20 protein-coding genes are annotated in these 21265 nt (G+C 73.5%); 12 read left to right on the forward strand and 8 right to left on the reverse strand.

The window, feature by feature from the left end:
• Nucleotide 1: 1 nt before the first annotated feature.
• The 3 genes from KHA85_RS02180 (at nt 2) to KHA85_RS02190 (ending at nt 2869) form a co-directional block, all read left to right on the forward strand.
• Complete coding sequence (locus KHA85_RS02180; protein WP_213184630.1) at nt 2-889, forward strand: glycerophosphodiester phosphodiesterase family protein; 888 nt, start codon at nt 2-4, stop codon at nt 887-889.
• 71 nt (nt 890-960) lie between these two features.
• A complete protein-coding gene (locus KHA85_RS02185) occupies nt 961-1869 on the forward strand; it encodes a DUF5926 family protein (protein WP_213184631.1) in 909 nt (302 codons plus the stop codon).
• Between the two features lie 121 nt (nt 1870-1990).
• Nucleotides 1991-2869, forward strand: a complete 879-nt coding sequence (locus tag KHA85_RS02190; protein ID WP_236885035.1) for a DUF8176 domain-containing protein — start codon at nt 1991-1993, stop codon at nt 2867-2869.
• A gap of 12 nt (nt 2870-2881) precedes the next feature.
• On the opposite strand, the gene KHA85_RS17800 is transcribed toward KHA85_RS02190, so the two are convergent.
• The 3 genes from KHA85_RS17800 to KHA85_RS02205 all read right to left on the reverse strand — a co-directional run bounded on the left by KHA85_RS17800 (nt 2882) and on the right by KHA85_RS02205 (nt 6001).
• Nucleotides 2882-4381, reverse strand: coding sequence for an LCP family protein (locus tag KHA85_RS17800; protein ID WP_236885036.1), 1500 nt, complete (start codon nt 4379-4381; stop codon nt 2882-2884).
• A gap of 79 nt (nt 4382-4460) precedes the next feature.
• Nucleotides 4461-5312: a CPBP family intramembrane glutamic endopeptidase gene (locus KHA85_RS02200; protein ID WP_213184633.1), complete on the reverse strand. Its 852-nt coding sequence runs from the start codon at nt 5310-5312 to the stop codon at nt 4461-4463.
• Nucleotides 5309-6001 (reverse strand): APA family fibronectin-binding glycoprotein, encoded by a 693-nt coding sequence (locus KHA85_RS02205; RefSeq protein WP_061227863.1) that lies wholly within the window; start codon nt 5999-6001, stop codon nt 5309-5311. The genes KHA85_RS02200 and KHA85_RS02205 overlap by 4 nt, the downstream gene beginning before the upstream one ends.
• A gap of 42 nt (nt 6002-6043) precedes the next feature.
• On the opposite strand from KHA85_RS02205, the gene KHA85_RS02210 reads away from it, so the two are divergent.
• Genes KHA85_RS02210 through KHA85_RS02220 form a run of 3 tightly spaced genes read left to right on the forward strand, consistent with a single transcriptional unit; the run spans nt 6044 to nt 8165 of the window.
• Nucleotides 6044-6589 (forward strand): hypothetical protein, encoded by a 546-nt coding sequence (locus tag KHA85_RS02210; protein WP_213184634.1) that lies wholly within the window; start codon nt 6044-6046, stop codon nt 6587-6589.
• Nucleotides 6590-6603: 14 nt separating this feature from the next.
• Nucleotides 6604-7536 carry a prephenate dehydratase gene (pheA, locus tag KHA85_RS02215; RefSeq protein WP_213184635.1) on the forward strand — a complete coding sequence of 311 codons (933 nt, stop codon included), beginning with the start codon at nt 6604-6606 and terminating at the stop codon, nt 7534-7536.
• A complete protein-coding gene (locus tag KHA85_RS02220; RefSeq protein WP_213184636.1) occupies nt 7533-8165 on the forward strand; it encodes a histidine phosphatase family protein in 633 nt (210 codons plus the stop codon). The genes pheA and KHA85_RS02220 overlap by 4 nt, the downstream gene beginning before the upstream one ends.
• 43 nt (nt 8166-8208) lie before the next feature.
• On the opposite strand, the gene KHA85_RS02225 is transcribed toward KHA85_RS02220, so the two are convergent.
• Together KHA85_RS02225 and KHA85_RS02230 are read right to left on the reverse strand one after the other, a co-directional pair.
• The gene (locus KHA85_RS02225) at nt 8209-8559 is read right to left on the reverse strand and encodes a metallopeptidase family protein (protein ID WP_007631889.1); all 351 of its coding nucleotides are present in this window, start codon (nt 8557-8559) and stop codon (nt 8209-8211) included.
• A complete protein-coding gene (locus tag KHA85_RS02230; protein WP_231888844.1) occupies nt 8556-9674 on the reverse strand; it encodes a septum formation family protein in 1119 nt (372 codons plus the stop codon). Before KHA85_RS02230 ends, KHA85_RS02225 begins: the two co-directional genes overlap by 4 nt.
• 47 nt (nt 9675-9721) lie before the next feature.
• On the opposite strand from KHA85_RS02230, the gene KHA85_RS02235 reads away from it, so the two are divergent.
• Nucleotides 9722-10165, forward strand: coding sequence for an ankyrin repeat domain-containing protein (locus KHA85_RS02235; RefSeq protein ID WP_007631885.1), 444 nt, complete (start codon nt 9722-9724; stop codon nt 10163-10165).
• A gap of 56 nt (nt 10166-10221) precedes the next feature.
• Nucleotides 10222-11484: a serine--tRNA ligase gene (gene serS, locus KHA85_RS02240; protein ID WP_007631882.1), complete on the forward strand. Its 1263-nt coding sequence runs from the start codon at nt 10222-10224 to the stop codon at nt 11482-11484.
• Nucleotides 11485-11524: 40 nt separating this feature from the next.
• On the opposite strand, the gene KHA85_RS18370 is transcribed toward serS, so the two are convergent.
• A complete protein-coding gene (locus KHA85_RS18370; RefSeq protein ID WP_070722711.1) occupies nt 11525-12043 on the reverse strand; it encodes a PaaI family thioesterase in 519 nt (172 codons plus the stop codon).
• Nucleotides 12044-12103: 60 nt separating this feature from the next.
• On the opposite strand from KHA85_RS18370, the gene KHA85_RS02250 reads away from it, so the two are divergent.
• Both KHA85_RS02250 and KHA85_RS02255 read left to right on the forward strand, forming a co-directional pair.
• Nucleotides 12104-12931 carry a lysophospholipid acyltransferase family protein gene (locus KHA85_RS02250; RefSeq protein WP_213184637.1) on the forward strand — a complete coding sequence of 276 codons (828 nt, stop codon included), beginning with the start codon at nt 12104-12106 and terminating at the stop codon, nt 12929-12931.
• Complete coding sequence (locus KHA85_RS02255) at nt 12928-13761, forward strand: HAD family hydrolase (RefSeq protein WP_213184638.1); 834 nt, start codon at nt 12928-12930, stop codon at nt 13759-13761. The genes KHA85_RS02250 and KHA85_RS02255 overlap by 4 nt, the downstream gene beginning before the upstream one ends.
• 668 nt (nt 13762-14429) lie before the next feature.
• Here the strand turns inward: KHA85_RS02255 and KHA85_RS02260 are convergent.
• A complete protein-coding gene (locus tag KHA85_RS02260; protein ID WP_236885037.1) occupies nt 14430-16544 on the reverse strand; it encodes an N-acetylmuramoyl-L-alanine amidase in 2115 nt (704 codons plus the stop codon).
• A gap of 409 nt (nt 16545-16953) precedes the next feature.
• Between KHA85_RS02260 and glf the strand changes: the two genes are divergently transcribed.
• Complete coding sequence (glf, locus tag KHA85_RS02265) at nt 16954-18156, forward strand: UDP-galactopyranose mutase (protein ID WP_007632998.1); 1203 nt, start codon at nt 16954-16956, stop codon at nt 18154-18156.
• A 75-nt stretch (nt 18157-18231) separates the two neighbouring features.
• Here the strand turns inward: glf and KHA85_RS02270 are convergent, their stop codons facing one another.
• Nucleotides 18232-19677 carry a hypothetical protein gene (locus tag KHA85_RS02270; RefSeq protein ID WP_213184639.1) on the reverse strand — a complete coding sequence of 482 codons (1446 nt, stop codon included), beginning with the start codon at nt 19675-19677 and terminating at the stop codon, nt 18232-18234.
• A gap of 73 nt (nt 19678-19750) precedes the next feature.
• Between KHA85_RS02270 and KHA85_RS02275 the strand changes: the two genes are divergently transcribed.
• Complete coding sequence (locus tag KHA85_RS02275) at nt 19751-21229, forward strand: DUF5129 domain-containing protein (protein WP_213184640.1); 1479 nt, start codon at nt 19751-19753, stop codon at nt 21227-21229.
• Nucleotides 21230-21265 lie beyond the last annotated feature (36 nt).

Raw genomic sequence — 21265 nt, forward strand, 5'->3', positions numbered from 1 at the left:
CGTGACGGTCCCCGCGACCACCCACCTGCCCTCACCCGTCTCCACCCGAAGCGGCGTCGTCGCCCACCGCGGCGCCTCGGCCGAATACCCCGAACTCACCCGCGTCGCCTACCAGCAGGCCCTCGACCAGGGCGCGGAGGCGCTCGAGGTGGACATCCGCCTCACCGCCGACGGCGTGCCGGTCCTGCTCCACGACCCGCGCACCACGCGCGTCGGTGACAGGGACCTGTGGGTCCACTCCGCCACCCTCGACCAGATCGCGGCCCTCGACGTGGGCTCCTGGCACCCGGTCCACCGCAGGCCCGAGCCGGTCATGACCCTGCGCAGTTTCCTCGTGATGGCCGAGGCGTATCCCCGCGTACGCCTGTTCCTCGAGACCAAGCACCCCGTGCCCACCGGCGGGCGCGTCGAGACCGCGCTGCGCGACGAGCTCCGGTACTTCGGGCTGGACCGGGTAGCGTCCTTCGCCGAGTCGCGCGCCGTGATGATGAGCTTCTCCGTCTCCGCCGTCCGCCGGTTCCGGCAGTTGGCGCCGGACGTGCCGACCGTGCAGCTGCGCGAACGGCGCAACGTCTTCAAGTCCTGGCCCGCCGAGGGGTTCGGCGCCCAGCTGATGGGGCCGAGCATCAGCGCGCTGCGCGCCCGGCCGTGGCTGGTCGAGTACTGGCGGTCGCGCGGGATGGGGACGTACTGCTGGACCGTCGACGACCCCGCCGACCTCCTCCTGTGTCGCGACCTGGGCGTGGACTGGGTGGGCACCAACGTTCCGGCGCGCGCGCTGACCGTCCTCGACGGCGCGACGCCGCCGACCGAGGGACCCGCGGACGGGGCCGCCGCCGGCGTGCCGAGCGAGGCGGCGCGGGGCCTGCCGGGTGATCCGGGGGCATAGGGGCCGGCACCGACCGGCCGACTCGCCGGTCCGGCGGTCACCTGACGAAGTCGCACCGTATCGTGGTGCCCGTGGGTAGACGGAATAGGCACAACGAGCCCAAGGCCGGCGGCAACCGCCGGGCCAAGATCGCCGCACGCGCGGCCGAGCGGGAGGAACTGAGCGTCGAGCCGCGGCCGTTCGCCGGGTTCGCCGGTGAGTGCGACATGGTGGCGATGCGCGAGTTCGTGCCGTCGGCCACGGCGAAGCTCACCACGGTCGCGGGCGACCGCGAGGTGACGTTGGCGACGGTCCTGCCCGGCGCGATCGCGGCGCTCGTCCGCGACGACGAACTCGGCGGCGAGGCGATGGTCGGCCTGCAGGTGCAGGTCCACGGCCCCGACCCGGCGGCCGATCTGGCGTTCGCGATCGACTGGGCGGGCCGCGCCGGTGGCGGGGAGACGCTCACCTCGTCGCACCCGACCGGGTCGACGCCGGCGCTGGCGGACGTCGTGGTGAAGGACGCCCCGCTGGAGATCGTCGTGCACGACGACTTCTCGTGGTGGGTGGCCGAGGGCGTTCAGATCGCGCCCGAGATCGAGCAGGCGGTCCGCAACGCCAACGAGGTCATGATGCCCTCGGCCCGCGTGGAGGCGGACGGCATCGAAGCCGCATGGTGGGTCGACGCCGGCGAGAAGGCACACATCCGCTGGGTCCGGCCCGAGGACGAGGACGCGCTGTTCGAGGCGCTGGCCCGGGTCCACGCGGCCGGTGGGTTGCACCTGGGCGAGGGGTCCCGTTTCGCCGGGTCCTTCCGCACGCACGGGCTGCTTGTGCCGGTGTTCGACCTGGACCGTGAGATGCACCACCAGGAATGGGCGCCGGGTCTGCAGGAGCTCGACGCGCGGCTGCGCGACGCGCTCGCGAACGACGCCCCGCTCACCTCCGAGGAGCGGTCGTCTCGCGACGGGCTGCGCGCCCGGCAGGTGACCCTCCGCTAGGAGGCCCGCGCGGCACGGACCCCCGACGGGGCGCTGTGCGTTCTAGGATCCCCTCGGGTGGCGACCACGGCCGCCCACGACGCGATGCGTCGACCCGGGACGATCCGAGGGGGTGGGGCGCGTGGCCGACCGGCCGACCAGGGGGGACGACGACGAGACGTGCCGTCTCCCCGAGGTGACGGTCCCGCCGTGGCTGCGGACCGGGCCCGGCCCGGACTCCTCGCTCGCGGGCGTGCCCGCGGTCGACCGGTCTGCGGATGTGGCCGGCGGTGCGGGGTCGTCGCGGGCCGACGGCCGCGCTGACGAGCCCGTGCGTGAGGCCCCGCCGAACCGCATCACCCTGGGTGCGGGTGCGGGTGCGGGTGCAGGCGCACCCGCCTCTGCGGGATCAGGGCCCGCCCGGACGGCGGGCGTCGACGTCGACGACCTGTCGAGCCTCCCGCTGGGCTCCATCGCGACGGAGGTGCCCCGGCCGGTCGACGAGCCGCCGCGGTCGCCCGTGGTGCTCGACCGCCGCCCGGTGCGGTTCGCCCTGCTGGCCGCCGCCGGTGTGGCGGTGCTGGGCGGGTCCGCGGTGCTCGGATTCGTCGTCACCCGTGGGGCCGTCAGTCCCTCCGAGGAGGCGGTCACCGGGTGCGCGGAGGTCTCGGAGGCCGGCCGCGTGGTCGGCGCCGGGCCCGGATCGCTCGACACGCCCGCCGGCGCGGTCCTGGCGTTCGACCACGCCTACTACGTGGAGCGGTCGGCGGCGAAGGCGTTCGAGGCGGTCTCGCCGTCCAGTCGGATGACCGAGGAGCAGCTGCGCGTCGAGGGCGTCGAGCGGGTCCCCGAGGGCACCACCCACTGCGTGGAGGCGCGGGAGCTGTCGCCCACGCTGCTCGAGGTCGACCTCACCGAGTACCCGCCGGAGGCCGATCCGGTCCTGATCCGTCAGCGCGTGCGACTCGCCGAGAACCCCGACGGCACGTGGGGGATCGTCTCCATCACCCCGGCCGGCTGAGCGCGCGGCCGATCAGGGCCCGGCGTCGATGTACTCCGGGCCGGGGGTCCGCCCGGCGGCGACCGCCTCGAAGAACCCCGTGGTGGTGGGGCCCCACGTCAGATACGAGCCCACCGATCCCGACGCCATCCCGTCGTGGGGGGCGGTCACGGTCAGCGGGTCGTCGCTGAGACGCCACATGACCCGCGCGAGGGTCCAGATGTGGTCGCCGGTGTCGACGGTGACGGCCTCGGCGCCGGAGTTCAGCAGCGGCACCGCGGTGAACGGGTTGAGCAGGTTCCCGGGGGACAGGGTCTTGCGCATGAGCGCGCCGAGGAACTGCCGCTGGTTACGCACCCGCTGGAGGTCCTGCTCGGCGAACCCGTAGCGGGTGCGGACGAAGCCCAGGGCCTGCGGGCCGGCGAGCGTCTGGCATCCGGCGGCCAGATCGAGGCCGGCGAGCGGGTCGACGATGGGCTCCTCGATGCAGATGTCCACTCCGCCCACGGCGTCGACGATCCCGGCGAAGCCGCCGAACCCGATCTCCGCGTAGTGGTCGATCCGCACGCCCGTCTGCTGCTCGAGCGTCTGGGTGAGCAGCGGCGGCCCACCGAACGTGTAGGCCGCGTTGAGCTTGTTCTCGCCGTAACCGGGGATGTTCACGAGCAGGTCGCGGGGCAGCGAGATGAGCATCGTGCGGTCTCCACCGCGCGGGGTGTAGACGAGCATCATCGTGTCGGTCCGCTTGCCGCCGGCGTCGGACTCGGAGCCGGTCGACAGCTGCGCCTGCTGCTCGGGGGTGAGCCCCTCGCGGGAGTCGGTGCCCACGAGCAGGGTCACGGTGCCGGGCGTGTTGCCGCCCCGACCCGGGTAGTCGGTGAGCGCGTCGATCCGTTGCAGCTTCGAGTCCGCCCACAGGGCCGTGACCACACCCAGCGTGAGCACGAGGACCAGGACGAGGCCGACGATGCGCAGCGGCCCGATCCGCCGCCACAGGGGAGCCCGGCCCGGGCGCCGTCCGCGGCGGGCCGCCGACGCCGCCCGCGCGGACCGACGATCAGGCCGCCCGCCGCGACGGTCGGTCACCTGTCGATAGGGGTCGCGCCCGCCGGCGCGCGCCCGAGAAGACCGTCGCGGATCGCGCGGATCGCGGGGGTCCCTCGGGTCACGCCCGCCGCGCGGGTCCTCCCGCAGGTAGCGGGCCCGTTCCTCGGGCGTCAGCGGTTGGGGCTCCTGCCGCGGCTGGTAGCCGGTGCGACCGAGCGGACGCTCACGGCCGGCGTCGGCGGCCCTCGCGCCCGGGTCCCGCCGCACCGCGGCATTGCGGGACGCCGCCGGATCGCGCCGGGCGGACTGGTCACGACGAGCCGCCGGATCGCGCCGGGCGCCGGGATCGCGACCGGCCGGGCCCGGGCGGGCCCCCGGATCGCGCGGCGCGCCGGGGTCGGCGTAGCCGCGTCGCTCGCGGGCACGTCGCCGGAGCTCGGCGGCCTCCTCGGGGGTGAGGTGCCGGCGCCTGGGGTCGTCGGTCATGGGATCGGACTCTACTTGCCGGGCTCCGCGGTCGGCGGGTCCCACGGCGTCGGCGGGACCAGCGTCACAACGGCAGCGCTCAGAGCCAGGACACGTGCGGCGCCAGCGCGGCGTATCCCAGGAACGCGATCACGTCCAGCAGCGTGTGCGCCAGCACCAGCGGCCATAGCCGGCGGGTCCGCATCCACCACAGCGCGAACACCACGCCCATCGCGAGGTTGCCCAGTCCGCCGCCGAAACCCTGGTAGAGGTGGTACGAGCCGCGCAGCAGGGCGCTGGCGGCCAGCGCCAGCCACGGCGGCACGCCGAGCTGCCGCAGCCGCACGAGCAGGTATCCCACGACGAGGATCTCCTCGGCGGCGCCGTTGCCCGCCGCGGACAGCACCAGCACGACCGGCCGCCACCACGTCTCGCCCAGTCCGGACGCCGCGACCTGCAGGTTGAACCCGGCGGCGACGGCCCCCAGGTACAGCGCCAGGCCGGGCACGCCGATCACCGCGGTCAGGGCGAGCGCCCACGCCACCTGCCGCCCGGGCCTGTCGCGCACGAGACCGAGCGCCCGCGCGCGGATGCCGGAGTGCGCGAGCAGCACCAGCGGCAGGAGCGCCCACGCGAGCAGCCGCATCACGCCGAGCGCCTGGTAGGCCAGGTCGAGCCACGGATGTTCCGAGCGGGAGACGTTGAGCGCGGCGGTCTGGTCGGCGAGGTCGGCCGGCGCGAGCAGTGCGGAGAACAGGTCGAGGACGGCGTAGGCGCCGGACAGGCCGAAGGTGACGGCCAGGACGACGACGAGCTCGGCCACCAGCAGCCGGCGGACGCGCGGGTCGGTGACCGGGTCGAACCGGGAGGCGTACCGGGCGACCGCGGCGCGGGGGGAGAGTGCGCGACGGACCCGTCCGGCGTCGGACGCGGAGTGCGAGGACCCGCTCACTCGGCGAGCCGGACGCTGTCGACGATCCCGTCCATCCACTTGACGCCGGGGGCGGACTGTTGCGCGGTCGTCACGTACGCCACCCACCACCGCCGCCCCTCCGAGCCGAACACGGCGGTGTAGACGAGCCCGCCGGAGTCGAGGTCGGCGAACTCGTCGGGCACCACCACGTAGGAGACGGCGGCGCCCGTGCCGGCCTCGTTGTCCACGCGTGTGACCCGCCGCTCGTCGCGGATGCCGGACACGCCCAGGATGTAGAGCTGGATGGTCTCGGCGAGCGCGGTCGCCGCCCCCTGGTCGTCGGCGATGGCGGCGGCGGCGATCCCGGGTTCGAGGGCGCCCGCGAGGATGCGGGTCTCCAGCGCGTGCCCCGTCCCGACGGGCACGATCTGCAGCGATCCGAGCTCGGCGTCGCTCACCACGCGCCATCCCACGGGCACGGCGAGCTCCAGCCCCGAGTCCACGTCGAGGTGGTGCTCCCCGTGCAGCGTCGAGTCCCTCGGCAGCACCGAGGCGGGATTGGTGGCCACCGCGACGATCAGCAGGAACGCCAGAAGTCCGAGCGCGACATGCACGGTCCGCGGGCCGCGTTTCTCCTCCGGGGTGAGGTGGGAGGCGTCCGGCGCGTCGTCCGGGGCGGGGGAGTAGTCGGCCGCGTATTCGGGCACGGGGGCGTCGTCGGTACCCATCGGTGGTCAGCGTAGCAACGGGCGGGGTGTACACCTGAGTGCATGACGGTGTCGCTCGAACTGCTGAGCCGGGGTCCCTCGCGGCCCGATCTCCTGGAGGACCTCGTGGCCGACGAGGCCACCATCGCGGACACGCTCGCCCGCTGGTCGGCCCCCGCCCCAGTCGTGGTCGCGCCCGCCGCCGACCTCGGCCTCCCGCCGTTGGAGGAGGTGTCCGCGGTGCTCGCCGCGGACACCCCCGCGATCGTCGACGTCGCGCGCGGCCTGACCGGTCCCGGTCCCGCCGCCGACCATCTCGCGGACCTGCTCGCCGTGGCCGCGCACTCCGGGGTCGGCTTCGGCTCGGGCCTCGTGCCCCGGTGCGCCGACGCGGACCAGGTGTGGGCGCTGCTCGCGGGCGCCGTGGCCGCGATGACCGGGGCGGACGTGCGCGCCGCGATCGCCGCGCCGGACCCGGCCCGCATCCTGGGTCTGTCGCGGTCGGCCCGGGAGGCCATCCGTGATGTCGTGACGTGCACCCTCGTGCCCGACGGGCGGGTCGACGCCGTCTCCGCGGACCTCGCGTCCGCGGCTCCCGACCGTCGCTGACTAGGCTCGTCGTCGTGGTCACCGTCGCCTACCTCGGCCCGCCCGGCACCTTCACCGACGCCGCCCTGCACCGGCTCCGCGCGGACGCGCGGACCTCCGGCCTGCTCGCCGACGCCGAGGCGGTCCCGGCCCCCACCCCCGACGAGGCGCTGGCCATGGTCCGCTCGGGCGCCGCCGACTACGCGTGCGTCCCGTTCGAGAACTCCGTCGACGGCACCGTCAACCCCACCGGTGACGCGCTCGCCGTGGGGGAGCGGCTCCAGATCTTCGCCGAGACCGAACTCGACGTGGCGTTCTCCATCCTCGTGCGGCCCGGCACCGCGGCCGCCGACGTGCGCGTGCTGCGGACCCACCCCGTCGCCGCCGCCCAGGTCCGTCGGTGGGTGGGCGTCCACCTGCCGCGGGCGCACATCGAGACCACGTCCTCCACCGCCGCCGGCGCCGAGGAGGTCGCCGCGGGCACCGCCGACGCCACCGCGGCGCCCGCCCGCGCCGGCGAGATCAACGGGCTGGTCCCTCTGGCCGAGCGCGTCGCCGACGTTGGCGGCGCCCGCACCCGCTTCGTCCTGGTCGGTCGGCCGGCCCCGCCGCCGCCGCGGACGGGCAGCGACCGCACCAGCGTCGTCTTCGGCCTGCCGCACCAGCCCAACGCGCTCGTCCAGGCGCTGACCGAATTGTCGATCCGCGACATCGACCTCACCCGCATCGGCTCCCGGCCCACCCGCGTCGAACGGTTCACCTACCTGTTCCACGTGGACCTCGTCGGCCACATCGACGACCCCGCGGTGTCCGAGGCGCTCGTCGCCCTCCGCCACCGCACTTCCGACCTGCGCTTCCTCGGGTCGTGGCCAGTCGCCGACGGCGGCGAGGCCGGCGCGCCACCGCCCGACCGAGCCGAGGCGCTGCGCTGGATCGACGGACTGCGTCGAGGGGAGGGCGCGGGGTGAGCGCCCGACTCCACCTCGTCCGCCACGGGCAGACCCCCTCCAACGTCGCCGGTGCCCTCGACACCGCGCTGCCCGGCGCCCCGCTGACCGACCTCGGCCGAGACCAGGCGCGGCTGGTGGGTGAGGAGCTCGCCGGGTCGGGCATCCGCCCCTCGGTCATCCTGAGCTCGGAGGCCGCCCGCGCCCGCGAGACCGCCGGCCTCATCGCCGGGGAGATGGGCCTGCCCACCCAGGCCGTGCCCGGTGTCCACGAGGTGCAGGCCGGCGAGTACGAGATGCAGACCGGGCCCGACGCGCTGCTGGCCTACAACCGGGTGGTCCGCGACTGGCTCGAGAACGGCGAGCTGGACTCCCGGCTCCCCGGCGGCGAGAGCGCGCTCGACGTGCGGCGGCGCGCCATGCCGCTCATCGCCGAGCTACGCGAGTCCTACCTCGACAACGCCGTCGACGTGGTGCTCGTCGTCCACGGCACGCTCATGCGGATGATCGCCGTGTTCGCCGGGGCGGTGCCCTCGCAGTGGGCGCTGGACAACCGGATCCCCAATTGCGGCGTCATCGAGCTGGCCCCGGACGGCGGCGGCTGGGCGTGCGAGCGATGGGGCGACCACCTGGGGCGGCCCGGGTACTGACGGCTGCGGAGTGGCTCCCGCGGCCGCGCGTCGGCTGCTCCGCTCAGCCCCAGCCGAGCGCGTGCAGGGTCTCCTCGCCGATCCCGAAATGGTGGGCGATCTCGTGGATCACCGTCACCGCCACCTCGTGGACCAACTCCTCCTCGGTCGAACAGAAGTCACACAGCGCGCCCCGGTAGATGGTGATGGTGTCCGGCAGGAACCCGGAATAGGTGGTGTCCCGCTCGGTCAGCGCGACGCCCTCGTAGAGCCCCAGTAGCCCGGGCTCGTCCGGATTCCGGTCGGCGATGAGCACCACCACGTTGTCCATGGCCTCGAACAGCGCGTCCGGTACCGAGTCCAGCGCGTCGTCGACCAGCTCCTCGAACCGCGCCTCGTCGACGCGGATGCTCACGGCGCCCCGCCGGGCACCGGGACGGCGACCGTGCCCTGACCGGTGTCGGTCGTGGCGCCGGTGTCGCCACCGGGCTGCTGGCCGGGCGGCGGGATCTCTGTGGTGGTGGGCGCGACCGGGGTGTTCCCGTCGATGAGCACACCCTGCCGCGCGGAGCCGCGCAGCACCGCGAACGGCCCGGGCTCGGCGGCCCTCATCAGTCCGCAGTTGACGGTGCGGCTGCCCGTGCGCCACGAGATCTCGGAGATGGGATTGACCAGCGTCGAGATGAGCGTCGTGCGGCGCAGCGTCTCGGGGTCGCCGAGATAGGCGATCCCGGCCTCGCGGCAGGCGTCGGCGGTGAGCTCGGACTGCTGCCGCGGATCCGGCGGGACCGGCCCCTCGGGGAAGGTCCCCGTCACGTCGACGTCGGCGACGATCTCGATCGAGTGGTCGTCCGAGCACGGCACCGGTGCGCCGGGCAGGCCCTCGGCGGTGAATCCCAGGCACGTCCCCGGCTCCCAGCGGCGGTGCTGGTCCGCCTCGGCGAACGTGCCCGTGGACAGGGCGGACCGGCCGTCGAGCTCGGCGGCCGCGATCCCGCACAGGACACTGCGGTCGCCCTTGGCCCAGCCCTCCTCGGACGGCGGCACCACCAGTCCGGTGAAGCGGCCCTGCGGATCGACCTCGCGGCCGCCCGCGTACCGGGAGATCAGCGGCAGGCACCGGTCCGTGCCCACCGGGGCCAGGTCGCCGCTGTCCGGGAGCGGGGTCCCCTCGCCGAACCCGGGGACCTCGGACAGGTCGATCCGCCCCGCCACCTCGAACCGGTGGGGCTCGGCGCAGTCGACCGTGTCGAAGGAGGCCACGCGGTCCGCGGCGTCGATGGACCAGGTCAGGCAGGTGCCCGGGGCGGCGTTGGCGTACGCCGGACCCGACAGGGTCCGCGGGTCGACCTGCGGGACGACCGCCGCGATCCGCCCGGCGCTCGACGAGTTCGGGTCGTTGATCGCCGAGGCCATGAGCGCGCCGGTGACCGCCCCGCCGGACAGGATCGCGAGGAGGGAGGCCATGACCGCGCCCCGCGTGCGGAGCAGGGTCCGACCACGGCGTGACGATCGGGTGGTAGTGGTCATCGCCTTCCATGATGCCGCAACCGCGCCGTCCCGATAGGATTCGGAGCATGAGCGGACAGAACCACGACGAGCGACCCGGCGCGGACGGTGACGTGCGCTCGCCACGGGAGGGTGTGGACCCGGAGGTCCTCGAGTTCGCCCAGATGCTGTTCCAGCTGGCCCGGGACGGCGAGACGGAGCGGCTCGCGGCCTATGTCGACGCCGGCGTGAGCCCCGACCTGACCAACGAGCGGGGCGACGCCCTGCTCATGCTCGCCGCCTACAACGGCCACCCGGACACCGTCCGCGCACTGCTCGAGCGGGGTGCCGAGGTCGACCGCGCCAACGACCGGGGTCAGACCCCGCTGGCCGGCGCGGTCTTCAAGGGCTACGGCGAGGTCGTCCGCGTGCTGTTCGAGGCCGGAGCCGACCCGTACGGCGGCACGCCCACGGCCGTCGACACCGCGCGCATGTTCGAGAAGGACGCGTTCCTCGAGCTGTTCGGGGTCTGACCCCCGCGGGCGGTGGCGGATCGGGGAGTTCCGCCCGGGCCGCTAGGCTGAGATGCGTGATCGATCTCAAGCTGCTCCGCGAGAACCCCGACCTCGTCCGCGACTCCCAGCGCACCCGTGGCGAGGATCCGTCGCTGGTCGACCAGCTGCTGGCCGCCGACGAGGCCCGCCGCTCCTCCATCGCGGCCGCGGACTCCGCCCGCGCCGAGCAGAAGGCCCACGGCAAGAAGGTCGGTAAGGCCTCGCCCGAGGAGCGCCCGGCGCTGCTCGAGGCCGCGGGCGCCCTCAAGCAGGCGGTCAAGGACGCCGAGGAGGCCGAGAAGGCCGCGGCGGCCGAGGTCGACCGGCTCCAGCGTCTGCTGTCGAACGTCGTCGAGGAGGGCACGCCCGCCGGCGGCGAGGACGACTTCGTGGAGATCGAGCGGATCGGCGAGATCCCCACCTTCGACTTCGAGCCCAAGGACCACCTCGAGCTGGGCGAGAGCCTCGGGCTGCTCGACATGGAGCGGGGCGCGAAGGTCTCCGGCGCCCGCTTCTACTTCCTCACCGGCTACGGCGCCCTGCTCCAGCTGGGCATGCTGCAGCTCGCCGCGCAGAAGGCCACCGCCAACGGCTTCACCATGATGATCCCGCCCGTGCTCGTGCGGCCCGAGATCATGCAGGGCACCGGGTTCCTCGGCCAGCACGCCGACGAGGTCTACCGGCTCGAGGACGACGACCTCTACCTGGTCGGCACCTCCGAGGTCGCGTTGGCCGGCTACCACCAGGGCGAGATCCTCGACCTCTCCGCCGGTCCCAAGCGCTACTGCGGCTGGTCCTCGTGCTTCCGCCGCGAGGCCGGCAGCCACGGCAAGGACACCCGCGGCATCATCCGCGTCCACCAGTTCGACAAGGTCGAGATGTTCTCCTGGTGCAAGCCCGAGGAGGCGCACGAGGAGCACAAGCGCCTGCTGGGCTTCGAGAAGGAGATGCTCGAGGCCATGGGCCTGCCGTTCCGCGTCATCGACATCGCCGGCGGCGACCTCGGCTCCTCGGCCGCGCGTAAGTACGACTGCGAGGCGTGGGTGCCCACGCAGGGGACCTACCGGGAGCTCACTTCGACGTCCAACTGCACGACGTTCCAGGCCCGCCGGCTCGGGGTGCGCTACCGCGACGACGAGGGCCGGACGCAGACCGCCGCCACCCTCAACGGCACGCTGGCCACCACGCGGTGGCTCGTGGCGATCCTCGAGAACCACCAGCAGGCCGACGGGTCGGTCGTCGTGCCCGAGGCGCTGCGGCCGTTTGTCGGAAAGGACGTGCTCGAGCCGATCCGCTGAGGGATCGCCGACCTCGTCGTCGTCGTCGTTGTCCGGACCGTCACGGGCGGAACAGCATCATCACACCGCTCGCGCTGGCGCACGTGCGGCCGTCGGTGTCAGTGACCCGCACCTGGACCACGCACGTCGACCGGCCGGCGTGCTCGACCTCCGCGCGGATCGTGGCCGGGGTCTTATCCAGGCGCAGCGCCCGGATGTAGCGGACGGTGAGGTCCAGCGTGCTGTACCCGGTGCCAGGCTCGACGACGGTCGCGGTGGCGTAGCCGAGCGCCGAGTCCACCCAGCCGGAGACGATCCCGCCGTGGACCGTGCCGCCGTTGTTCAGCGCCCACTCCGCGGGCTCGGCCGTCATGGTCACCGCGCCCTCCTCGGCGGCGGTCAGCCGGACACCGAGCGAGTACGCGCCGGGGGAGAGGTGGCGCTCCCCGGCGATGATCGCCCGCAGTGCGTCGAGACCGGCGTGCGGCGAGCGATCGGCGGCGTCGGGGAGCGGGGGCCAGGAGTAGTGACGGCTGCGCGTCACCGGATCGACCGAATCGAAGGGGGCGTCGTGGTCCACCCCGCCGAACCTACCGGCGGTCGCGGACACCTTCCGCCGCGGGCCGCTACCCTGGGGCCCGTGGAGCTGCTCTATACAGGGATCATCGGGGTCGCCCGGACGATGTTCAAGGTCCAGGGACTGGACATCACCGTGCGCGGGGAACACCACTTCCCGGCGGTCGGCGGGGCGGTCGTGGTGATCAACCACACCGGGTACTTCGACTTCGTGTACGCTGGCCTCCCCGCCCGCGTGCACAAGCGGTTCATCCGCTACATGGCCAAGCACGAGGTGTTCGAGCACCCCGTGGCCGGGCCGATCATGCGCGAGCTCAAGCACATCCCCGTGGACCGCACTGCCGGCAAGGCGTCGTTCGACGAGGCCGTCGAGCGCCTCAGGGCCGGTGAGCTGGTGGGCGTCTTCCCCGAGGCGACCATCAGCCGCAGCTTCGAGATCAAGGGCTTCAAGTCCGGGGCGGTGCGGATGGCGCTCGCGGCCGGGGTGCCGATCATCACCGTCACCATCTGGGGGTCCCAGCGAGTGTGGACCAAGGGGCTGCCCAAGAAGCTCCTACGGCCCAGGGTGCCGATCATCATGGAGGTCGGCGAGCCGATGACGGCGTACGAGCCGGTGGCCGAGTGCACTGAGAGATTGCGCTCGCGGATGCAGGCGACCCTCGAGCGGCTCCAGGACGAGTACGCCGAGCGCTTCGGGCCGTACCCGGCCGGTGCCACCTGGGTACCGGCCCGCCTCGGAGGGTCGGCTCCCACGCTCGAGCAGGCCACGGCCCTGGACGAGGCCGAGCACGCGGAGCGACTGCGTCGTCGCGCCGAGAAGGCGGCCGCCGAGGGCACGTCGGTGGCCGATGTCGACACCCCGAAGGGACCGGCGGGCCCGGACGCTCCGTGAGTCGGTCGCGGCCGGTCCTCGTCGCCACGGACGTCGACGGGACCCTGATCGGCTCGGACGACCTCGTGCCCGCCGCCAACCTGGCGGTCGTGGAGGACCTCGTCGCCGACGGTGCGACCTTCGTCCTGGCCACCGGTCGGCCTCCGCGCTGGCTCGCGCAGGTGGTCGACCAGTTGCCCGTCGCGCCACTGGCGGTGTGCGCGAACGGCGCCGTCATCATGGACACCGGCAGCGGCGAGTTCCTCGAGACCAGCCTGCTCGACCCGGACACGCTCGCGGCGATCGACGAGGTCCTGCGGGAGCGGCTGCCGGGCAGCGGGATCGCAGCCGAGCGGCTCGGGGCGGATGCCGCCGACGCCGACTTCGTGGCCAGCCCGGACTACGAGCACGCCTGGATCCACCCCGCGCATCTCGAGGTGGGGCACGCCGAGGTCCTCTCCGAGCCCGTGCTGAAACTGCTGGCGCGCGTGCCCGGCATGCCCAGTGGCGACATGCTGGCCGCCCTGCGCGGCGAGGTCGATCACCTGGCCGACGTCACGTACTCCACGACCAACGGGCTGATCGAGTTCGCCGCCCGCGGGGTGACCAAGGCGAGCGGGCTGGCGCGGATCGCGGCGTCCACCGCGGCCGCGACCGCCACCCCGTCCGCGGAGGTGCCCGTGACGGTCGCGTTCGGCGACATGCCCAACGACCTGGAGATGCTGCGCTGGGCCGATCACGGCGTCGCGATGGGCAACGCCATCCCCGCGGTCCACGCCGCCGCCGACGAGGTCACACTGACCAACGACGAGGCCGGTTTCGCGCACGTCCTGCGGCGCTGGTGGAACTGACCCGCGGGGTCGGCCGGCGCTCTGAACCCGCGCGCGCCTGAGCCGCCCCGTTCGAGTCCGGCAGCCGTCGCGTCGCCGTCGCCCGCTGGCCGTCGCGCTGACGCCGAGTGGTCGAAGCTGCCCACGTTTACCGAGGACGGGTCCGCCGGAGAGCGGCATTTGCGACCACTCGGCGAGGGGGAGCGCCGTGCCAGGGCATGCCGGCCTGCGTCGGCCGCCCGGGGCGTACTGGGCCGCACCACACCGGCTCGCGCCGGGTCGGGTTGCGTCCGCACGGCTGGCCGAGGCGCCGCTCGTCCCGCTGACCGCCGCGCGGTCACTTATGCCCACGTTTTCCGAGGACGGGTCCGCCGGAAAAGCGGCGTTTGCGACCACTCGACGCGGGGCGCGCCGTGACGGGCCCGGTCAGGCAGAGCCGCGTCGGGCCGGGGTGCGGGAGCTCGCCGGGCGGGAGCTCACCGCGCCGGGGCGCTACTGCTCCGAAATAGGTCGCGGACCGGTCCCCACCACTTCCCCGGTGTATCCCTCGCCCCGGTGGGGGAGGGGCACACCTGGTGGGAGCCGGTCCGCAAGTCTGAGATGGCCGCCGCGCCGGGAAACCCCGAGGCGCCGTGCCGGAGACCGCGCGGGTCACCCGCCGCGTGCGCGGCGGGTGACCCGGACGTCGGTCAGGGGTTGGGCTCGACGCTGAGCTGCTTGGTCTCCGGGTCGTAGACGAGCGTGCCGCCGACGAACCGCTGGGCGATCGTGCCGTCCTCGCGCTCGGCCTCCGCGGAGACCGGCAGCCCGAGCGGGCCGTGCTCGAAGCCCTGTGCCGCCCACGCGTCGCCGATCACGCCCCACACCGGGTGCGTGCCGGTCTCGGGGGACGAGTACAGCGCGCCGTTCTCGTGCTTGACCAGCGAGACGTTGCCGAATCGCTGCACGCCGGACAGCGCCTTGCCGAGCTGGGCGCCGAGCTGTTTGCCGAGTCCGCGGAAATCGCCGCCGGCCAGGTTCTCCACCGATCCGAGGTCCACGCCGACGGCGTCGCCCACCGAGCCGGCGTCGACCGGCAGGTCCGCGAGGGTCTTGCCGCCGACCAGGGCGCGGGTCAGGGCCGCGGGGTCGAGCCGGCCGCCGGTGAGCACGGTCCGCAGCGCGGAGACGACGGCGTCCTGGATGCCCGACTGGGTGATCGCGGGCAGGCCGGCACTTCCGGTGCCACCACCACCGCCGGTGCCACCACCACCGCCGGTGCCACCACCACCGCCGGCGCCGCCACCGCCGCCGGTGCCCGGGTTGGACGGGGCCGGGGACGAGCCCCCGCCGCCGCTCTTGGCGTAGGAGGCGGCGATGTCGCGGATCTGGCCCATCTTGGCGTAGCCGGCCTCGCCCGGGCAGGTGGTGAGGCCGACGTCGCGGTGGGCGAAGATGTTGGGCAGTCGCACGGCGGTGCCGTACGAGTACTTGGTGTACGAGGTGCCCTCGGAGTAGTGGGTGTCCGAGCCCTTGGGGTCGACGCCCGCGACCGACAGACGCCAGCCGATGATCTCGCCGACCTTGCGGATCGTGGCGTCGGGCGGGGAGACGGTCGAGTAGTCGCCCATCATCGAGATGCCCCAGGTGTTGCCGTTGAAGCCGCCGGCGTGGGCGCCCTGGACGTTGCGGTCGAGTCCGCCGCGGCGGCCCTCGAAGGCCTGCCCGTACTTGTCGACCAGCACGTTGTAGCCCACGTCGCACCAGCCCAGCGTGCGTGCGTGGTACGTGTAGATGCCGCGCATGACGCCGGCCGAGCCCTCGCGGGTGTAGTTGTTGCTGCCGGCCGTGTGGTGGACGACCGCCGCGGCGAGCGTGGGGTCGTAGGAGGTGCCGCCGCAGCGGATCGACTCGTCGGCGCCCCAGCCGGCGCGGGTGATGATGGACGGCTGCCTGGCCGCGATGTCACCGTGCGCGCCCGTGCCGCCGGAGGCGGTGACGTCGGCGAACGCCTCGGGGTCGGGCGTCGGGGTGTCGTCGGGGGAGAGCAGGACGGCCTGCACCGAGTCGGGGTCGAGGTCGGAGCTCTCGGCGACGGGCTTGATGTCCGCGTAGCGGGTCGGCGCGGGCGGGGCGTCGTCGACGGCCGGGCGGGCCGGGGCGGACGTCGGGCCGGCGGGCGCGACCGGGGTCGGCACGGCCGACGGGGCGGGAGCGGACTCGGCCTCGCGCGCGGCGGCGACGTCCTCGTCGGCGGGGGCCCCGGTATCGGCCTCGGCGTCGGCCTTCGCGGGCTCGTCCGGGGTCGCCTCGGGCGCGTCGGCCAGCGAGGTGTCCTCGATGTCGATGCCGGAGAGCGAGATCTGGACCGCCGTGGTGTCGAGTCCCAGGTAGACGGGCTCGGTGCCGCCGGTGCCGGTGACGCTCTCGCCCTTGCCGTCGGTGGACTCGGCCTCGTACCAGGGGCCCCACGAGCCGTCGGGGTTCTTCGCGCGGACCTGCGCGACGGCGGCCGGGTTGTGGCCCTTCCACGTGACGCCGACCATCGAGAACGGCGTGTCGGACGTGACCTCGCGGACGGGGGAGCCGCCGGAGGCGACGTCACTGTCCACGCCCGTGGCGGGCGGAGCCTCGGCCAGCGGGACCGCGGTCTCGCCGGTCGGCAGGCCGCCACCGGCGGTGGCGGTGATGTCGTCGCCGGACTGGACGACCTGGTCCGCCCCGTACACGGCGAGGGGCGTGACGACGGACGCCGCGACCGCCACCGCCAGGGCGAGGGTCCGGCGTCGACCGCTGACGTACACGGGGCGGCGTCGTGTTCTCAAGGGCTTCTCCAGATCAGGGTCTGTGTCACGCGGCTGCGCGGGCCGCGTGACACTACTGCCCGCGAGGCCCCGCCGGAGCGAGACCACAGGGACGTGTGTGACGAACGAGGTCAATGTTAGCCAAGAAACGACTGAAACCAAGTGGTAAAAGTGTGAAAGTTGGGACTACAGGGATGTAGTTTCGAACCGGCGTACGACGACGAGAACGCCCGACCAGCACCGTGGGCCACTGCAGTCGCGCCGGGACGTCGTCCTCCTCGTCGTCGTCGGCGTGCCCTGAACCCACCCCCGACCCGCCGGATACCCTTGGACGCGGACCCGCGCCGACCGGCGCGTGGCCAGGTGGGCGGACGCGGGGCGCGACACGGCACCGCACCGCCGCCACGGACTACGGGAAGGCTCGAAGGTTATGGCAGGCGAACGACAGTGGGGCACCTATGACCTCATCGTGGTGGGGTCGGGTTTCTACGGTCTGACGGTCGCCGAGCGGGCGGCGAGCGAGCTCGGCAAGCGCGTGCTGGTGCTCGAGCGGCGTCACCACATCGGCGGCAACGCCTACTCCGAGCCCGAGCCCGAGACCGGCATCGAGATCCACAAGTACGGCGCGCACCTGTTCCACACCTCCAACGAGCGCGTGTGGGAGTACGTCAACCGCTTCACGTCGTTCACCGGCTACCAGCACCGCGTGTTCGCCATGCACAAGGGCACCGCGTACCAGTTCCCCATGGGCCTGGGCCTGATCTGCCAGTTCTTCGGCCGCTACTACTCGCCCGACGAGGCCCGCGCGCTCATCGCCGAGCAGGCCTCCGAGTTCTCCTCCGAGGAGGCGGCGAACTTCGAGGAGAAGGCCATCTCCCTCATCGGCCGCCCGCTCTACGAGGCGTTCATCAAGGACTACACGGCCAAGCAGTGGCAGACCGACCCCAAGAACCTGCCCGCCGGCAACATCACCCGCCTGCCCGTGCGGTACACGTTCGACAACCGCTACTTCAACGACACCTACGAGGGCCTGCCCGTCGACGGCTACACCGCGTGGCTGGAGAACATGGCGGCGCACGAGAACATCGACGTGGTGCTGGACACCGACTGGTTCGACGTCCGCGACGACGTCCGTGCCGCCAGCCCCGACGCCCCGGTCGTCTACACCGGCCCGCTGGACCGCTACTTCGACTACGCCGACGGCGAGCTGGGCTGGCGCACCCTGGACTTCGAGACCGAGGTCCTGCCGACCGGCGACTTCCAGGGCACCCCGGTGATGAACTACAACGACGCGGAGTACGACTACACCCGCATCCACGAGTTCCGGCACTTCCACCCCGAGCGGAAGAACTACCCCACGGACAAGACCGTGATCATGCGTGAGTACAGCCGCTTCGCCGAGCGCGAGGACGAGCCGTACTACCCGATCAACGAGTCCACGGACCGCGAGAAGCTCGCCGCCTACCGCGACCGCGCCAAGGCCGAGACCGCCGCCAACAAGGTGCTGTTCGGCGGCCGCCTGGGCACGTACCAGTACCTGGACATGCACATGGCCATCGCCTCCGCGCTGACGATGTTCGACAACACGCTGGCGCCGCACCTGCGCGACGGCGCGCCGCTCGCCGACGGCTGATCCCCCCGCCCCACGCGCCACGCGCAACCGCGCGCCCGCGCGAAATCCGCTACTCCCCGGCGGGATCCGCTACTCCTACCGGGGTAGCGGATCCGTCGTCGGGGTAGCGGATTCGGGCGCGGTGCCCGCGGGTGCGGTGCCTGAGGGTGCGGTGTCGGCGGGCGCGTCGGCGACCAGCTCGTGGACGGCGGCGTCCCGCTGCGCCGCGTGCACGATCGTCGGCTTGGCCTCGCCGAGGTGCTCCAGCACGGGCGTGACCGACGTCCAGAAGCGGCTCAGCGAGCTCAGGCCCTCGTTCTCGGCCCGTGCCTGTGCGCGTTCGGCCCGCGTGTCGTCAGCGCGCGTGGGGTGCAGCGCGGCGCGCTTGCCCTCGATCCGGTCGTCCTTGCGCTGCGAGATGACGTACCCCAGCGCGAACGCCACGCTCCGCGGCATCCGCCCGGACAGCAGCACGTGCGCCTCCGGGTAGTCGTCGAGCACCTGCTCCACCGCCCCGGACAGCTCCTCCACGAGCCGCGCGAACGCCCGTCGATCCACCTGGCGGCCGCTCGCGCCCGGGTACCAGCGCCCGGCGGGCAGCGTCCACGGGCGGAGCGTGGCGTCGGCCGCCGCGGCGGTGTCCGCGACCGCGCCGACGCCGTTCGCGGTGGTGGGCCCGGTTCCCTCGGCGCCGCTCGCGCCCTCGGTGGGACCCACGACGACGACGAGGTCCGCCGCCTCCCGAAGCGGATGACCCGCGTCCACCTCGGAGACCGGTCCGCCTCCCTCCAGCTGGAGCGAGAGCCAGACCCGCCGCACGGAGGTCCGGTCCGCCGGCGCCTCGACCGCCGACCCGGCGGGCAGGGTCACCATCGCCAGTTCCGCGCCGGCTTGGCTGCGGCGGGACCGCCACCGGCGCTCGGTCCACTCGTCGTCGCCGTCGTCGAAATACACGGTGCGCACGCCGGTGTCCCCGCCCGGGAGGCGCCGCTTCCGGGCCGCCACGGGTAGCTCGGCCAGGTGGGTGCGCTCGCGCAGGAGGGTGTCGTAGCCGACCGCCAGCGCCGCCGGGAACGCGAGGTTGGGCGCCAGGAGGAACCCGGTCGCGTCGTCGTCGTCGTTCATCGCCCGCTCGAGCTCGTCGGAGATGTGGTCGACCTCGCGGCGCAGATCCACCACGGCGTTGGCGGTGCCGAACCAGCCCGTCGCCGACCGGAAACCCAGACTGCGGGCGTTGGCGACGTCAACGGCGGCACGCATCCGATCCGCGCTCTCGGCCGGCAGCAGGCGCAGGTAGTACAGGGTGCCGTTGTGTGCCATGAGCCACGCGCGCAGAGCCATCGCCACCACCAGCACGAGCAGGGTGCCGAAGAACCAGCCCAGCCGGGACGGCGAGGTACAGGTGTCGGACCACAGGTCGGACACGGTGGAGATCGTGCACGACGCATCGCGGGCGACAAGGTCCTCGGCGACGAGCCCGCCGAACGCGGTGGTCAACGCGACGGTGATGGCGATGAGCGTTTCGAGGAGGAACACGCGCATGAGCGTATCTGTCGCCTCGGACACCGGCCGCGAAGTGGCGGCGCGACCTCCCGGGCGGGCCTAGGCTTCTGGCATGACCCGCACGATCGCCCGGCCCCTGCCCCGCACGGTGTCCGCTCCCGCCGTCGACCCCGCCCCGGGCCGGGCGGCGGTCCTGTGCGGCGTCGCGGCCGCGCTGTTGCTGGCGCTGTTCCTCCTGCCGTTCGCGCCGGCCCGCGCCCAGGCACCCGCGCCCGCCCAGGCACCCGCGCCCGCCGAGGTGGCCGTGGGCGTCACCGACCGTGCCGGCGTCCTGTCGTCCGGCGACCAGGACCTGCTGCGCACCGAGACCGCGCGGATCGCGTTCCCGCCGCAGGTCACGCGTGTCGAGTACCTGGTCTTCGACGACGACGGCGACAACCTCAACGACACCGTCGAGCGCTTCGCCCAGTCCGAGCGGCCCGACCTCGTCGCCGAGGACAGGGAGAAGTGGGCGCCGGGCACGCTCATCGTGGCCAACGACACCGAGGCGCGTGACGTGGGCATCTACTGCGGCGACGACGTCTGCGGCGCCCTCGACATCTTCGAGGGCCCGCACCTCGACGGTGCGCTGGAGGCGATGAAGGACCCGATGCGGCGGGAGAACCACGCGATGGGTCTGCTCGCGGGCGCGCAGGCCGCGAACGACCCGACAGTGACGGGCCCGGAGCCCGAGGAGGCGCCGGCCTGGCTTCCGTGGGCGCTGGGCGGTGCGGGCGTCGTGGGCGCGGGCGCGATCGGTGCGGGCGTGGCGGCGAGCCGGAAGAAGAAGGCGACGACGGCGAGGGAGCGTTACGACCGGGTCTCCCGCGAATACGGGCGGGTCGCGCAGGAGCTCACCGGGTTGGACGTCCGCGCCAACTCGCTCACCTCCCCACTGGCCGACGACGAGCTGCGGTCCCAGTGGGCGGACGTCCGGGACCGGTTCCTCTCGCTGGACACCGTGATGGGGCGGATCGGCGACCTGCGGCCCGACTCGACCGACGCCGAGTTCCGGGCAAAGGCCACCGACATCGAGCTCGCGCACACGACGGTCGACCAGATGGAGACGGCGGAGAAGAACATCGACCAGCTGTTCCGCATGGAGCAGGGTGACGCCGACGTGCGCCGCCGCCAGCTCGGCGAACTGCACGAGGACATGACCGCCGCCGCGCTGGGGACAAAGGACGAGCGGTTGGCCGCGGAGGCCCGGGCGCTGGACGCCCGGGCGGACGAGCTGGCCCGCGACACGCAGGCACCCGACTTCATGGACCGGTACGCGCGGCTGGTGGTGGACTACCGCCTCGTCGTGGAGGCGATCCGCGAGCGGGAGATGTCGGATGTGAAGACGGCCAAGGATGCGGGGGACCGCCACGCGCCCCGGCTGTACGACCGCGACTGGCGCGCCGGCTACGGCTACAACGGCTTCGTCCCGTACTACGTCGTGTCGAGCTGGCACGCCCACGACGTGCAGGCGGCGCAGTCGGCGAGCTCGACCAACACGAGCTACTCCAACGCATCGTTCTCGGGCGGCGGCGGGTCGAGCGGGTACTGACCCGCCGCCGCCCGAGAACGATGCGTTGGAGTAGCT

The organism is Dietzia massiliensis (assembly GCF_018390595.1).
GTDB lineage: Bacteria > Actinomycetota > Actinomycetes > Mycobacteriales > Mycobacteriaceae > Dietzia > Dietzia massiliensis.